The organism is Bradyrhizobium sp. Pa8, from assembly GCF_052588265.1.
The window spans coordinates 690,665-705,424 of sequence record NZ_CP176767.1; the positions used below are offsets into that span (position 1 = coordinate 690,665).

The following is a 14,760-nucleotide window of genomic DNA, read 5'->3' on the forward strand; positions in this document are numbered from 1 at the left end:
CCGCAAACGCAAAACGCTACTGGCTAAGCCTACGCCACGCGACGCAACCTAGCCCCCGCCCAATTCCAAAATTCGCTTAGCTGGCCTTCTTCGCCGGCGCGGTGTCGCCGACCTTCTTCTGGATGGCGCGCTTCAGCTCGAGGGCGCGCGGCGACAGGACGTCGGCCTTGGCCTTGAGCAGGAAGGGGTCGAGGCCGCCATTGTGGTCGACGCTCTTGACCGCGTTGGTGGAGACGCGCAGGCGCACGTTGCGGCCGAGCGCTTCGCTGATGAACGTCACGTTGACGAGGTTCGGCAGGAAGCGGCGCTTGGTCTTGATGTTGGAGTGGCTGACCTTGTGGCCGACGAGGGGGCCCTTGGCCGTCAGTTCGCAGCGGCGAGACATGGTAGAAATCCTCTTCTGTCCCCCAACGATTTGCGGCCGCCATTCTGGGCGCCACGGGGGCTAATTCTGTGTCCTTGCAGGGAGCGGGCGGACGTATAGGGGGGAAGGGACGGGACGTCAAGGTTTTGGGCGGTCTTTTCGCCTCTCCCCGCGTGCGGGGAGAGGCCGGAATGCGCGCGAATAGCGCGGATTCCGGGTGAGGGGGAGTCTCCGCGAGGGAGGGGCGGGTTGGGCGCAACCACTCGGACCTCCCTCGCGGAGAGCCCCCTTCAGCCCAACCCTCTCCCCGCAAGCGGGGCGAGGGGGAAAGACAGCGGGGCGAAGTGCGCGTCCCTGACACACCCTCCGATCACCAAAACGGCAATGATTGAAGTGCCTTACCATCACATAAAGGGCGTATTCACCCCCGAAGTATCAAGTGGAGTTCCGCAAGCCTTGACGCCCGGACGCATTGTTTGCCGCGGTTTTTGGCTTAAGTAACAACCGTTCGCGCCCCGATTGGATTGTTTCGTGCTCGCATCACCACGACTTTGGCCCCAAGGCTTGGTCAGTCCGCGCTCAGTCAGTCCGCGCTCAGTCGGTCCGCGCTCCGCCGGCCGGCTGGCCTTCGCGGCCCTTTGCGGGCTCGTCGTGGCGTGGGGCGCGGAGCCCGTGGCGGCGCAGGGCAAGCTCGAGGCGCAGTACGAGGCCTCGCTGGCGGGCATTCCCGTAGGCCGAGGCGCCTGGAACATCGATATTGGCGACGACGTGTTCGCGGCCGCGGCCTCCGGCGGCACCACGGGGCTGCTGAAATCGTTTGCGGGCGGGTCCGGCACCGGCGCCTCGCAAGGTCGGGTGGTCAACGGCGCCCTGGTCGCGACCGGCTACCAGGCCTCCACCACCACCTCTAAGAAGACCGAACAGATCCACATCACGCTCGACAAGGGCAATGTGAAGGAGTTCGGCATCGTGCCGGAGCCGCCTGTCGATGCCGACCGCATCGTCGTCACCGACGCGCATCGCCGCGGCGTCTGGGACCCGATGACGGCCTCGCTGTTGCGCGTGCCCGGCACCGGCGACCCCGTGACGCCGGACGCCTGCCACAACGCCGCGCCGGTGTTCGACGGCCGCATGCGCTATGATCTCAAGCTCGATTTCAAGCGCATGGAGACGGTGAAGGCGGAGAAGGGCTATCGTGGCCCGGTCGTGGTCTGCGCGCTCTATTTCGTGCCCGTGGCGGGCTACATCCCCGACCGCCCCGTGATCAAATACCTCGCCGCCCAGCGCAACATCGAGATCGCCTTCGCCCCCGTCGCCGGCACGCGCATCCTGGTCCCGTTCTGGCTGAAAGTGCCGACGCCGCTCGGCCCGGCCATGCTGGAAGCGACCAGCTTCATCACCTCAGCCCAGCCGCCAAAGGTCGCCAAGACGCAGTAGGGCGCGCTGCGCCCGTCCTCCCACCTCTGTCATTCCGGGGCGCGCCCCTTGGCGCGAGCCCGGAATCCATCAGGCCGCAGAGACTGTCTCACGATGGATTTCGGGCTCGCGACTGCGTCGCGCCCCGGAATGACGAGCGAGGGGAATTCGGACAGCGAGTCCAACACCTTACCTGCCGCCACCCCGCCATTCCCGCGCCAGCCGTCTCTACTGTGCATGGGGTTGTTTTCGCGAAAATGAATTTGGGGGTCGGCTGTCGGGAATCTATTTGACTCCTCGCCGATTCTGATTCGACTCCGCGCCGTCCCCAATTTTAAGGAACCGGTCATCGAAACGCCGCTTGTGCGGCAGGGCAAAACTCCATCTAGTGCACAACCAATAAGGGTCCCGCGACATGTGGCGTGAACGGAACAGGACTTCAGCGGGAGTCAGCGATTCGGCCGCGATTCGTTCTAGAGTCGTTCCGAAGCTTAAAGCCAACGGGAAAAGCGTCGCAAAGTGAGACAGTTGCGCGAGGTTTGGGGAGCGCGCTCCCACACACTCGGTGTCATCGCCCGGCTTGACCGGGTGATCCAGTACGCCGAGGCCGTTGTGGTTGAGCGGACAGGCCGCGGCGTACTGGATGCCCCGGTCAAGCCGGGGCATGACAGCGGAATGCTTGGTTGCAGCGTAGCTTTCGGAGACATGGCCGACACCGACCCGCCCCAGACAGCACTGACATTCGCCCAAATCGCCACTACCTAATCCCCAGACATGGCTTTCTCTTCCTCCCCCTTCGCCTCCGAGCGCGCACCTGGCGCGGGCGTCACTGCGGTGCTCGGGCCGACCAACACCGGCAAGACCCATCTCGCCATCGAGCGGATGCTCGCGCATCCCTCGGGGCTGATCGGGCTGCCGCTGCGGCTGCTCGCGCGCGAGGTCTATAACAAGATCGCAGCCAGGGTCGGCAGCGAGGCCGTCGCGCTTGTTACCGGCGAGGAGAAGATCAAGCCGAAGAACCCGCGCTATTGGGTCTCCACCGTCGAGGCGATGCCCAGGGATATCGACGTCTCCTTCCTCGCCGTCGACGAGGTCCAGATCGCCTCCGATCTCGAACGCGGCCACGTCTTCACCGACCGCATCCTCAACCGCCGCGGCCGCGACGAGACGCTGCTCCTGGGCGCCGCCACGATGCGCCCGATCATCGAGCGGCTGCTGCCCGGCGTGTCCATGATCACGCGGCCGCGCCTGTCGCAGCTCGAATTCGCCGGCGACCGCAAGATCACGCGCCAGCCGCGCCGCACCGCCATCGTCGCCTTCTCGGCAGATGAGGTCTATGCCATCGCCGAGCTGATCCGCCGCCAGCATGGCGGCGCCGCCGTGGTGCTGGGATCGCTGTCGCCGCGCACGCGCAATGCGCAGGTGGAGATGTTCCAGAATGGCGACGTCGACTACCTCGTCGCCACCGACGCCGTCGGCATGGGCCTCAATCTCGACGTCGACCACGTCGCCTTCGCCTCCGACCGCAAGTTCGACGGCTACCAGTTCCGCCGCCTGACGCCGGCCGAATTCGCGCAGATCGCCGGGCGTGCCGGACGCGCCACCCGCAACGGCACTTTCGGGACGACGGGCCGCTGCGCCCCGTTCGAGCCCGAGCTCGTCAACGCGCTGCAGAACCACACCTTCGACAACGTGAAGATGCTGCAATGGCGCAATTCGAAGCTGGATTTCTCCTCCCTCGGCGCGCTCCAGGTGTCCCTGAACCAGTCGCCCGGCCATGAGGCGCTGACGCGCGCCCCGATCGCCGAGGACATGCGCGTGCTCGACCATGCCGCCCGCGACGTCGAGGTGCGCGATATCGCGCATGGCAAGGCCGCGGTGGAACGGCTGTGGGAGGCCTGCCAGGTCCCCGATTACCGAAAACTGTCGCCGGCCGCCCATGCCGAGCTCGTGACCACGCTGTACGGCTTCCTGATGCAGAAGGGCTGCATCCCCGATTCCTGGTTCGCGGCCCAGGTCGACCAGGCCGACCGCATCGACGGCGACATCGACACGCTGTCGGCCCGGATCGCCCAGATCCGCACCTGGACCTTCGTCGCCAACCGCCCGGACTGGCTGAAAGACCCCGAACGCTGGCAGGGGATCGCACGGGAGGTCGAAAATAAATTATCGGATGCGCTCCATGAACGCTTGACTGAGCGTTTCGTTGATCGCCGGACCAGTGTATTGATGCGCCGCCTGCGGGAGAACACGAGCTTGAATACTGAAATCGGCAAGACCGGCGAAGTCATCGTCGAAGGCCATGTCATCGGCCGCCTCGATGGCTTCACCTTTGCACCGGACGCTGCGGAAGCGGGCTCCGATGCGAAAGCCTTGCAGGCTGCAGCGCAAGCGGTGCTCGCCGGCGAGATCAACGCACGCGCCGAAAAACTGGGCAATGCGCCGGACGATCAGTTCGTGCTGACCTCGGAAGGCACCATCCGCTGGACCGGCGATGCCGTGGCGCGCCTGTCTGCCGCGGAGGAGGCGCTGCAGCCGCGCATCCGCATCATCTCCGACGAACGCCTCACCGGTGCGCCCCGTGAGAAGGTGCAGGCCCGGCTCGAGCTCTGGCTCAAGACCCATATCGAAAAGCTGCTCGGGCCGATGTTCGAGCTGTCGAAGGCCGAGGACGTCACCGGCATTGCCCGCGGCATCGCCTATCAGCTGGTCGAGGCGCTGGGCGTGCTCGAGCGTCCCAAGATCGCCAACGAGCTGAAGGATCTCGACCAGCCCTCGCGCGCCGTGTTGCGCAAATACGGCGTCCGTTTCGGCGCCTATCACATCTATTTCCCCGGCCTGCTGAAGCCCGCCGGCCGCGCGCTGGCAGCACTGCTGTGGGCGCTGAAGCAGGACAATGTCGATCTGTCGTCGTTGTCGGGCGCGCAGCATCTGGCATCTTCGGGCCGCACCTCGTTTCCGGTCGACAAGCAGCTGCCGCGCGATGCCTATCGCGTGCTCGGCTACAAGCAGGCCGGCGAGCGCGCCGTGCGCGTCGACATCCTGGAGCGGCTCGCCGATCTGATCCGCCCGGCGCTGGCCTGGCGCGAGAACTCGCCCGGCGAAAAGCCCGCCGGCGCGTTCGACGGCCGCAGCTTTGTGGTGACGCAGGCGATGACCTCGCTCACCGGCTCGGCCGGCGAGGATTTCGCCTCGGTGCTGCGCGCGCTCGGCTATCGCATGGAGAAGCGTGCGCCGCTGCCGCCGAAGCCAGCGGCTGCTGCCGTGGAGACGCCGGCGGCCGAAGCAAGTGCCGAGGCTCCGACTGAACCGACGGCGACCGATGATGCCGCCGCGACCGCGGACACCGCGATCGAAGCCGCGGCCGAGCCCGTCACCGTCGAAGACGCGCCCGGCATGGAGCAGCACGACGAGCCCGCGCATGAAGAGCCGGCGCTCGAAGCATCGCCCGATGCCCCCGTCACGCCCGAGGATGCCCCCGGCATCGCGCCGCCGGCGGAAGAGGCTGCTGCGCCCATCGAGGCGGTGGAAGCCGCGCCCGCCGAGGCCGCTGCGACGGAAGCAGCCGCATCGCCCGATGCTGCCGCGCCTGAGGCTGCCGCTGCGCCTGCCGAGCCCGAGCTCGTTGAGGTCTGGCGTCCCGGCGGCCGTCACGAGGATCGCAAGCCGCGCCACGAGCGCCATCGCCACCAGCGTCACCACAATCAGCGCCCGCAGGCGGGTGCAGAGGCGGGTGCTGCACCAGCGGAAGGCGAAGCAGCGCAAGCTGCTGACGGCGAGAAGCGCGGCGAGCGTCATCGTCACGGCGGTCATCGCCGCGATGGCGGCAGGGATTTCCGCAAGCCGCGCGAAGGTGGCGGTGAAGGTGCGCCGCGTCCAGAGGGGCGCGACGACAGGAACCGCCGCTTCGAGGGCAAGGATCGCGACAACAAGGATCGCGATCGCAACAAGGGCAAGTTCGGCGGAGATCGCGACAAGGGTCGCGACAATCGCGGTCGTGACCGCGACAAGGGCCGCGACCGTCAGGGCGGTCCCTCGCTGCGCCCCTACGCCTCGAGCGCGAACCCGCGCGAGCGCGATCGTCCGGCCGATCCGAACTCGCCCTTCGCAAAGCTCGCGGCGCTGAAAGAGCAGCTGTCCGGTCGCAAGGAGTGATCCCACGACCGAGCGGCAGCGCCTCGACAAATGGCTGTGGCACGCGCGAGTGGTGAAGGCGCGCACCTCTGCGGCCGAGCTCGTCGAGTCCGGCCACGTTCGCATCAACGGCACGCGCGAGAAGTCGCCGGGCCATGCGATCAAGATCGGCGATGTGATCACCATCGCGCTCGATCGCACCGTGCGCGTGCTGAAAGTAACCGCTTTCAACGAGCGCCGCGGCGATGCCGCCTCGGCCCGCGTGCTCTACGAGGAGCTGAGCGAAGGCAATCAAAGTTCTCGGCGCAATTAATTGCGCTTTGAATTCATTTCTTGGTCGATCAAACGCGTAAAGCCGTCATGATCGGCCGTTCCCGACCTTGCGGCGCCGGGCCATCCGCGCTACGCAAGCCGCGACTTTTAAAAGAGCTTTTCGGAGCGTTGGATGACTTACGTCGTCACTGAAAACTGCATCAAGTGCAAGTACACCGACTGCGTCGAGGTCTGCCCGGTCGATTGTTTCTACGAAGGCGACAACATGCTCGTCATCCATCCTGACGAATGCATCGACTGCGGCGTGTGCGAGCCGGAATGCCCCGCCGACGCCATCAAGCCGGACACGGAACCGGGCCTGGAAAAGTGGCTCCAGGTCAACGCCGACTACGCCAAAAGCTGGCCGAACATCACCCAGAAGAAAGAATCACCCCCCGACGCGAAGGAATTCGACGGTCAGGAAGGCAAGTTCGAGAAATATTTTTCTCCGAACCCGGGCTCGGGAGACTAATTCTCGCCCAAACTTAACCCTAATACCTTCGTCAGCGCCGAAAACCAGCCCTCAAGACCCCTAAATCATTGATTTTTGCGGGAAATGTGCTATATTGAGCACATTAAGCCGAACCCCCGTCAGCCCGGTTGGCCCCGTTGGGTTCCCGTGAAACCAAATGTCGAACAGGGGCGTGGCAGTTTCCGCGCGCAGGCTGTGTCACAGAAAACGCGTAAAAAGAGTACTTCAGCGAGGGCTTCCCATAAGGAGGCCAAAAAAGTCGCCGCGGCCAGCCGTAGCGCATCCAAGGGTCGGACCGCGACGAAGGCACCGGCTGCAAAGTCCTCGAAGAACAAAAGAAGCGCAATGCCTAACAAGACTGCCAAACCGGCCGCGAAAGCGACCGTTGCCAAGCCTGCTGCTGCCAAGGCTCCCGCTGCCAAGCCGGCCGCGCCGAAGGCTCCCGTTGCTGCTGCTCCTGCCAAGGCTCCTGTCGCTGCCAAGCCGGCCGTGAAGCCCGCCGCGGCTGCGCCGAAGGTCGAGGAAAAGAAGGTCGTGACCCAGCGTCAGGGCTTCAAGGCCAACGAATTCGTCGTCTATCCCGCTCACGGCGTCGGCCAGATCCTGGCCATCGAGGAGCAGGAGATCGCCGGTGCGAAGCTCGAGCTGTTCGTCATCAATTTCATCAAGGACAAGATGACGCTGCGCGTGCCGACCGCCAAGGTCGCGAACGTCGGCATGCGCAAGCTGTCCGACCCCGCGCTGGTGAAGAAGGCGCTGGAGACGCTGAAGGGCCGCGCCCGCGTCAAGCGCACCATGTGGTCGCGCCGCGCCCAGGAATACGAAGCAAAGATCAATTCGGGCGACATCGTCGCGATCGCGGAAGTCGTGCGCGACCTCTACCGTTCCGAGTCGCAGCCCGAGCAGTCGTACTCTGAACGCCAGCTCTATGAAGCGGCGCTCGATCGTCTCTCCCGCGAGATCGCGGTTGTGCAGCACTCGACCGAGACCGAAGCGGTCAAGGAGATCGAGGCCCAGCTCGCCAAGAGCCCGCGCCGCACCAACGCCAAGGCGGAAGCCGCCGACGGCGAGGGCGAGACGGATGCCGACGGCGATACCGATGGCGACGACACCGCCGTCGCCGACGAGGCTGCGTAAGCGTCTCGTCGCGTCGATCGCATGCAATCAAAAGCCCGGCCGGTTGGCCGGGCTTTTTGTTTTGAGTTTCGTACTTCGTAGGGTGGGTTACGCCGAACGACTGCGCTTCGCGCAGCCGCCACGGCTAGAGCCTTTCATTGCTTAATTGAATCGGAGGGGATTCCGGTTTTTGGCGGATTGTGATTCAAGATGCTGACTGGATTGGAGGCCAGCATCGCATGACCCGACCTCTTTCCCTGGATCTTCGCGAGCGTGTGGTGGCGTCGGTTTTGGCGGGCGAGAGCTGCCGGTCTGTGGCGGAACGGTTTGGTGTTGCGGTCTCGTCGGTTGTGAAGTGGTCACAGCGGCAGCGGGCGACCGGCTCGGTTGTGCCTGGCAAGATGGGCGGTCACCGCAAGCCTGTGCTTGATCCGCACCGCGCCTTCATCGTCGAGCGGATCACTCAGACGCCGCACCTGACGCTGCATGGTCTGAAGGCGGAACTGGCAACCCGTGGGGTCAAGGTCTCACACAACGCGGTCTGGCTGTTCCTGCGTCGGGAAGGGCTGCGGTTCAAAAAAAACACTGTTCGCCCTCGAACAGGCTCGCGCCGACGTCTCTCGTAGGCGCCAGCGTTGGCGATCCTGGCAGGCCGGACTTGATCCGGGCCGGCTCGTCTTCATCGATGAGACCTGGATCAAGACCAACATGGCCCCTTTGCGGGGCTGGGGCCCCAAAGGGGCACGCCTGCGCGGCTTCGCCCCACACGGTCACTGGCGTACCCTCACATTCCTCGGCGCGCTCCGTCATGACCAACTCACGGCACCCTGCGTCTTCGACGGCCCGATCAACGGCGAATGCTTCCGCGCTTATGTGAAGCACCTTCTCCTGCCAACCCTGCGCGAAGGCGACATCGTCATTCTCGACAATCTCGGAAGCCACAAGTCGAAAGCTGTCAGGCAGATGATCCAGGCTGCTGGCGCCAGGCTCTGGTACCTGCCGCCATACTCGCCCGACCTCAACCCGATCGAACAGGCCTTCTCCAAGATCAAACACTGGATGCGGCAAGCTCAGAAGCGCACCATCGAGGACACTTGGCGCCACATCGGTCACCTCGTCCACGACATCCAGCCTCGCGAATGCGCCAACTACTTCGCCAACGCCGGTTATGCTTCAGTCAAAATGTGAAACGCTCTAACCCACCCTACGTTTTCTCACTTCACCGGCCGCTTCTCGAGCTTCCTGGCCAGCGTGCGCCGGTGCATGCCCAGCCTTCGTGCTGCTTCCGAGATGTTGAAATCGGTCTCGATCAGCGTCTGGTGGATGCGCTCCCATTCCAGCGTCTTGATCGAGGTCGGCCGTGTATCGAGCGCGACTTCGGCGTTGCCTTCAGCCCTGTTGAAGGCGGCTTCGATATCGTCGGTGTTCGATGGCTTTGCCAGGTAATGGCAGGCGCCGAGCTTGATCGCCTCGACGGCGGTGGAGATGCTGGCAAAGCCGGTCAGCACCACGATCAGCATCTCCGGGTCGTGCGTGTGCAGCAGCTCGACGCAGGCGAGGCCCGAGGCGCCGCCGAGCTTGAGATCGACCACCGCGTGTCCAAAGGATCGCTCCTCCAGCACCTTCCGCACCTCTTCGATCGAAGCTGCGAGGACGACGTCGTAGCCGCGGCGCTCGAACGAGCGTTTCAGCGTGCGCGCGAAGCCGGCATCGTCCTCGACGACGATGAGCGAACGGTCAGGCGTCAAAATTTCCTCCGATCGCGAGCGTTGCGAGCGGCAGCGTCAGGCGGACGGTGGCGCCGCGCTTCCTGTGGTTCTCGGCGGTCACGCTGCCGCCGAGCTTGCGCACGACGTTCATCACCAGGAACAGGCCGAGCCCGCCGCCGGCGCGGCCCTTGCTCGAGTGATAGGGTTTTCCCAGTTGCGCCAGCATCTCCGGCGCAAAGCCCGGGCCACGATCGCTGATCGACAGCACGAGATTGTCGCCCTCGCGCTCGGCCAGCAGCTCCACCCATTCGCGCGAGACCTCATAGGCATTGTCGAGCACGTTGAAGATCACCTGCTTCAGCGCGACGTCAGAGACGATCGCGACGTCCTCGCCGAACGTGTTGACGAAATAGAGCGTGCGGGCCGAGCGCGCGTCGCGCCACTCGTTCACCAGCGCGGTGACGAAGGCCGTCACCGTCGTCGGCGAGGAGCCTTCGCCGCGCGCTTCGCCCGCCGACACCAGGATGCCCGTCACGATGGTCTTGCAGCGTTGCAGAGAGGTTTCCATCTCCGCAAGATCCTCGGCAAGTTCCTGATCGCCGGCGAGATCGGGCATGCGGCGCCAGTCGCTAAGGATGACCGACAGCGAGGCGAGCGGCGTGCCGAGTTCATGCGCCGCGCCGGAGGCGAGCAGGCCCATGCGGACGATGTGGTCCTGCTCGGCCGCATGCTGGCGCAATGCCGCCAGATGCGCATCGCGCTCGCGCAAATTCCTGTTGATCCGGGTGACGAACACGACCAGCAGTACGGCGTTGAGGACGAAGCCCAGCAGCATGCCGGTCACGGTGAGACTGTAGGCCTCGCTGATCGGGTTCGGCGGCAGGTCGAGCGGCCGGTAGGCCATGGTCAGCCAGATGAAACTCGCGCAGGTCAGTGCGACCAGCGACCAAGTCGAACGGGCATTAAGCAGCACCGCGCCCAGCGTCACCTGGAGCAGGAACAGCGAGGTGAAGGGATTGGTGGCGCCGCCGCTGAGGTAGAGCTGCGCCGTCAGCGCGGCGACATCGAGCATCAAGGCGACCAGCAGCTCGTTGTTGGTGATCGCGGCGCGATGGCGCACCCAGACGAGGCTGGAGACGTTGAGCAGCAGCAGCGCGCCGATTACCGCGCCCATCCGTTCCAATGGCAGGGGAATACCGAGGCCGAAATGCACGCCGCCGATGGTCACGATCTGGCCGACCACCGCGGTCCAGCGCAGCTGGATCAGCAGCGCCATGTTCTTGCGGTTGGTCTCGTCGTCGGTCGGCGCAACGCCGATCAGCTCGCTGCGCGCGTCCGCCTGCGATTGCAGCGTAACGGCGTCGTGCGTCATTCCGTCGTCAGGTAGATTCGACGATCGTTCCAGCATCTGATCCCGTCCTGCGGGCGGTGGCATCCGAGCCGCCGGCCGGTTCGTGGACGAAGCGCTTGCGGCGGAACAGCCCGCCGCCGAATGTGACGAAAAGTTTACCCGCGAGCATGAAAGCCAGGGCAAACCACGTCAGCGCATAGATCAGGTGGTTATTGGGAAAGCTGATCACGGTCAATCCGCCGATCGGGCCGCTGCCGGAATGTGATCCGGCGTCGGCATCGACGAAGAAGGGCGCGACATCGTGGAGGCCGCGCGCTGCCGCAATCGCGGCGACATCCCGCGAGTACCAGCGGTTGTGCTGGGGCACGTTGTTCCTGAGGAAACCGCCTTTCGGCTCGGTCATGCGGAGCAGGCCCGTGATCTCGACCTGGCCGTCCGGATTGCCGTTCTGGCGCGTCGATGCGTCGCGCCGCTCGGTCGGCACGAAGCCGCGATTGACCAGGACCAGCGCGCCGTCGCCGCGCTGAAGCGGCGTCAGCACCCAATAACCGGGGCCCTCCTCGGTGACGGCCTGAACCAGAGTCTCGCGGTCATGCAGGAAGCGGCCGGTGAGGCTGACGTGCCTGTATTCGTCGTTCGCGGTGGAGACGGCCGGCCAGGCCGCGGGCGACGGGATCGGCTGGGCCGGGGCATGGACGCGCTGCTCGACGCGGTCGATCAGCGCCAGCTTCCAGGCGCGGCGCTCGATCTGCCAGACGCCGAGTGCGATCAGAAGTGCAAAGGCCGCGAGCGAGAGAACCGTGAGCCACAGGCGCGGACGCGCAGCCTTGCGACGCGCGTCCTTTGCCTCGCTCGTCACGGTCCGGATATCGCTCACTTCATTCCCGTCATCTGGTGCATCGGCATCATGTTGCTGTTGAGGTGGTTCATCACCCACAGCGAACCGGACAGCGCGATCACCACCATGACGATGGTGAAGATCAGCGCCATCATGCTCCAGCCGTTCTCGGACTTGGTGTTCATGTGCAGGAAGTAGATCATGTGCACGACGATCTGCACGACCGCGAAGGCCATGATGACGAGCGCGGTGATCTGCTTGCTCGGCAGCGCGCCGCTCATCACCAGCCAGAACGGGATCGCGGTCAGCACGACCGAGAGCACGAAGCCGAGCATGTAGGTCGAGAACGTGCCGTGGGCGTGGCCGTCGCCGTGGTGATGGCCGTCCGCGTGGGCGGCGTGGGTATCGGTGTTCATCGCAGAACTCCCAGGAGATAGACGAAGGTGAAGACGCCGATCCAGACCACGTCCAGGAAGTGCCAGAACATCGACAGGCACATCAGGCGGCGGCGGTTGGCTTCGATCAGGCCGAACTTCCAGACCTGCACCATCAGGGTCACCAGCCAGATCAGGCCGCAGGAGACGTGCAGGCCGTGGGTGCCGACCAAGGTAAAGAACGCGGACAGGAAGGCGCTGCGCTGCGGGGTCGCGCCTTCATGGATCATGTGGGCGAACTCGGAGAGCTCGATGCCGATGAAGGCGAGGCCGAACAGGCCGGTGATCGCCAGCCACATCTGGGTCTGGGCGATCTTGTTCTGCTGCATCGTCAGCATGGCAAAGCCATAGGTGATCGACGACAGCAGCAGCATCGAGGTGTTCACCGCGACCAGCGGCAGCTCGAACAGATCCTTCGGGGCGGGACCGGCGGCGTAGTTGCCGCCGAGCACGCCGAAGGCGGCGAACAGCATCGCGAAGATGAGACAGTCGCTCATCAGGTAGATCCAGAAGCCGAGCGAGGTGCTGTAGCCTTCGGGATGCGGATGCTCGTCGGCGAGGTAGAACATCGGCTCGCCGGTCTGGGCGGGATTGACAGCGACAGTCATTTACTTGGCTCCGGCGAGCAGTTTGGTGCGCGCGTCCTCAGCCCGGATGACGTCGTCAGCCGGAATGTCGAAGTCGCGGTGATAGTTGAAGGTGTGACCGATGCCGACGACGAGCATCGCGATGAAGCTCACGGCGGCCAGCCACCAGATGTACCAGATCAGGCCGAAACCCATCGCGGTGGCGAGGCCGGCGAGGATCACGCCGGTGCCGGTGCTGCTGGGCATGTGGATCGGCTTGAACCCGGTGAGCGGACGCTGGTAGCCGCGCTTCTTCATGTCCCACCACGCGTCATTGTCGTGAACGACGGGGGTGAAGGCGAAGTTGTAGTCCGGCGGGGGCGAGGAGGTCGCCCATTCCAGCGTGCGCGCGTCCCAGGGATCGCCGGTGACGTCCTTGAGCTGCTCGCGCTTGAGGAAGGAAACCGCGAACTGCATCAACATGCTGAGGATGCCGAGGAAGACGAGGCCGGCGCCGATCGCGGCGATGACGAACCAGATCTGAAGCGAAGGATCGTCGAACACGCGCAGGCGGCGGGTCACGCCCATCAGGCCGAGCACATAGAGCGGCATGAAGGCCATGTAGAAGCCGGTGACCCAGAACCAGAACGACAGCTTGCCCCAGAACGGATCGAGCTTGAATCCGAACGCCTTCGGGAACCAGTAGTTGATGCCGGCGAACGCGCCGAACACCACGCCGCCGATGATCACGTTGTGGAAATGCGCAATCAGGAACAGGCTGTTGTGCAGGACGAAGTCGGCCGGCGGCACTGCGAGCAGCACGCCGGTCATGCCGCCGAGCACGAAGGTCAGCATGAAGGCGATCGTCCACAGCATCGGCAGCTCGTAGCGGATTCGGCCGCGATACATCGTGAACAGCCAGTTGAACATCTTCGCGCCCGTCGGGATCGAGATGATCATCGTGGTGATGCCGAAGAACGAGTTGACGCTGGCGCCCGAGCCCATCGTGAAGAAGTGGTGGAGCCAGACCAGGTACGACAGGATGGTGATGACCACGGTGGCGTAGACCATCGAGGTGTAGCCGAACAGGCGCTTGCCGGAGAAGGTCGAGGTGACTTCCGAGAAGATGCCGAAAGCGGGGAGAACCAGGATGTAGACCTCGGGATGGCCCCAGATCCAGATCAGGTTCACGTACATCATCGGGCTGCCGCCGAAATCGTTCGTGAAGAAGTTGGTGCCGACATAGCGATCGAGCGTGAGCAGCGCGAGCACGACGGTCAGGACCGGGAAGGACGCCACGATCAGGATGTTGGTGCAGAGCGCGGTCCAGGTGAACACCGGCATCTTCATCATGGTCATGCCGGGGCAGCGCAGCTTGACGATGGTGCAGATCAAATTGATGCCGGACAAAGTCGTTCCGACGCCCGCGACCTGGAGGCCCCATATGTAATAGTCGACGCCGACGTCAGGACTGTAGCCGATGTTCGACAGCGGCGGATAAGCCAGCCAGCCGGTGCGGGCGAACTCGCCGATGAACAGCGAGGCCATCACCAGCACCGCGCCGCCGACGGTCATCCAGAAGCTGAAATTGTTCAGGAACGGAAACGACACGTCGCGTGCGCCGATCTGGAGCGGTACGACGAAGTTCATCAGGCCGGTGACCAGCGGCATCGCCACGAAGAAGATCATGATCACGCCGTGGGCGGTGAAGACCTGGTCGTAGTGATGGGCGGGGAGGAAGCCTTCGGAGCCGCCGAACGCGAGCGCCTGTTGCGCGCGCATCATGAGCGCGTCGGCGAAGCCGCGCAGCAGCATCACGATGCCAAGGATCATGTACATGATGCCGATGCGCTTGTGGTCGACGCTGGTGAACCACTCGCGCCACAGATAGCCCCAGAGCCGGAAATAGGTCACGCCGCCGAGCAACGCGGCGCCGCCGAGCGCGACCATGATGAAGGTGCCGACAAGGATCGGCTCGTGCAGCGGCAGCGAATCGATGCTGAGCCGGCCGAAGATGAGCTTGAGAAGATCAGGAGACATGCGGGATC

General features: G+C 64.7%; 12 protein-coding genes and 1 pseudogene. 6 read left to right on the forward strand and 7 right to left on the reverse strand.

The window, feature by feature from the left end; translation table 11 throughout:
* Window positions 1–76 precede the first annotated feature (76 nt).
* Entirely contained in the window at window positions 77–385 is a 309-nt protein-coding gene (gene rpmB / locus ACKWRH_RS03250) for a 50S ribosomal protein L28 (protein WP_028151385.1), read from the reverse strand.
* A 600-nt stretch (window positions 386–985) separates the two neighbouring features.
* Between rpmB and ACKWRH_RS03255 the strand changes: the two genes are divergently transcribed.
* The 6 genes and pseudogenes from ACKWRH_RS03255 (at window position 986) to ACKWRH_RS03280 (ending at window position 9,002) form a co-directional block, all read left to right on the forward strand.
* Window positions 986–1,801, forward strand: a complete 816-nt coding sequence (locus tag ACKWRH_RS03255) for a DUF3108 domain-containing protein (RefSeq protein ID WP_445222615.1) — start codon at window positions 986–988, stop codon at window positions 1,799–1,801.
* 753 nt (window positions 1,802–2,554) lie between these two features.
* A complete protein-coding gene (locus tag ACKWRH_RS03260) occupies window positions 2,555–5,935 on the forward strand; it encodes a helicase-related protein (RefSeq protein ID WP_445219297.1) in 3,381 nt (1,126 codons plus the stop codon).
* 10 nt (window positions 5,936–5,945) lie between these two features.
* Window positions 5,946–6,227, forward strand: a pseudogene (locus ACKWRH_RS03265) (RNA-binding S4 domain-containing protein); the annotation flags it as partial.
* Between the two features lie 132 nt (window positions 6,228–6,359).
* Entirely contained in the window at window positions 6,360–6,698 is a 339-nt protein-coding gene (gene fdxA, locus ACKWRH_RS03270) for a ferredoxin FdxA (protein ID WP_014490375.1), read from the forward strand.
* A gap of 345 nt (window positions 6,699–7,043) precedes the next feature.
* The gene (locus ACKWRH_RS03275; RefSeq protein WP_080669646.1) at window positions 7,044–7,835 is read left to right on the forward strand and encodes a CarD family transcriptional regulator; all 792 of its coding nucleotides are present in this window, start codon (window positions 7,044–7,046) and stop codon (window positions 7,833–7,835) included.
* Window positions 7,836–8,053: 218 nt separating this feature from the next.
* Window positions 8,054–9,002, forward strand: a protein-coding gene (locus ACKWRH_RS03280; RefSeq protein ID WP_445215585.1) for an IS630 family transposase whose coding sequence is annotated in 2 segments (ribosomal slippage) — window positions 8,054–8,389 and window positions 8,391–9,002 — 948 coding nt in all. Because the reading frame shifts where the segments join, the coding sequence is not laid out codon by codon here.
* Between the two features lie 26 nt (window positions 9,003–9,028).
* On the opposite strand, the gene ACKWRH_RS03285 is transcribed toward ACKWRH_RS03280, so the two are convergent.
* From ACKWRH_RS03285 to cyoB, 6 genes are read right to left on the reverse strand one after another with little or no spacing between them, the layout of a single operon-like run.
* A complete protein-coding gene (locus tag ACKWRH_RS03285; protein ID WP_445219298.1) occupies window positions 9,029–9,562 on the reverse strand; it encodes a response regulator transcription factor in 534 nt (177 codons plus the stop codon).
* Window positions 9,552–10,931 carry an ATP-binding protein gene (locus ACKWRH_RS03290; RefSeq protein ID WP_445219299.1) on the reverse strand — a complete coding sequence of 460 codons (1,380 nt, stop codon included), beginning with the start codon at window positions 10,929–10,931 and terminating at the stop codon, window positions 9,552–9,554. The genes ACKWRH_RS03285 and ACKWRH_RS03290 overlap by 11 nt, the downstream gene beginning before the upstream one ends.
* Window positions 10,903–11,751, reverse strand: a complete 849-nt coding sequence (locus ACKWRH_RS03295) for an SURF1 family protein (RefSeq protein WP_445219300.1) — start codon at window positions 11,749–11,751, stop codon at window positions 10,903–10,905. The genes ACKWRH_RS03290 and ACKWRH_RS03295 overlap by 29 nt, the downstream gene beginning before the upstream one ends.
* Entirely contained in the window at window positions 11,748–12,128 is a 381-nt protein-coding gene (cyoD, locus tag ACKWRH_RS03300) for a cytochrome o ubiquinol oxidase subunit IV (RefSeq protein WP_445219301.1), read from the reverse strand. The genes ACKWRH_RS03295 and cyoD overlap by 4 nt, the downstream gene beginning before the upstream one ends.
* Window positions 12,125–12,754 carry a cytochrome o ubiquinol oxidase subunit III gene (cyoC, locus tag ACKWRH_RS03305; protein ID WP_028159912.1) on the reverse strand — a complete coding sequence of 210 codons (630 nt, stop codon included), beginning with the start codon at window positions 12,752–12,754 and terminating at the stop codon, window positions 12,125–12,127. Before cyoC ends, cyoD begins: the two co-directional genes overlap by 4 nt.
* On the reverse strand, window positions 12,755–14,752 hold the full coding sequence (cyoB, locus tag ACKWRH_RS03310) for a cytochrome o ubiquinol oxidase subunit I (RefSeq protein WP_445219302.1): 1,998 nt from the start codon (window positions 14,750–14,752) through the stop codon (window positions 12,755–12,757).
* Between the last annotated feature and the right edge of the window lie 8 nt (window positions 14,753–14,760).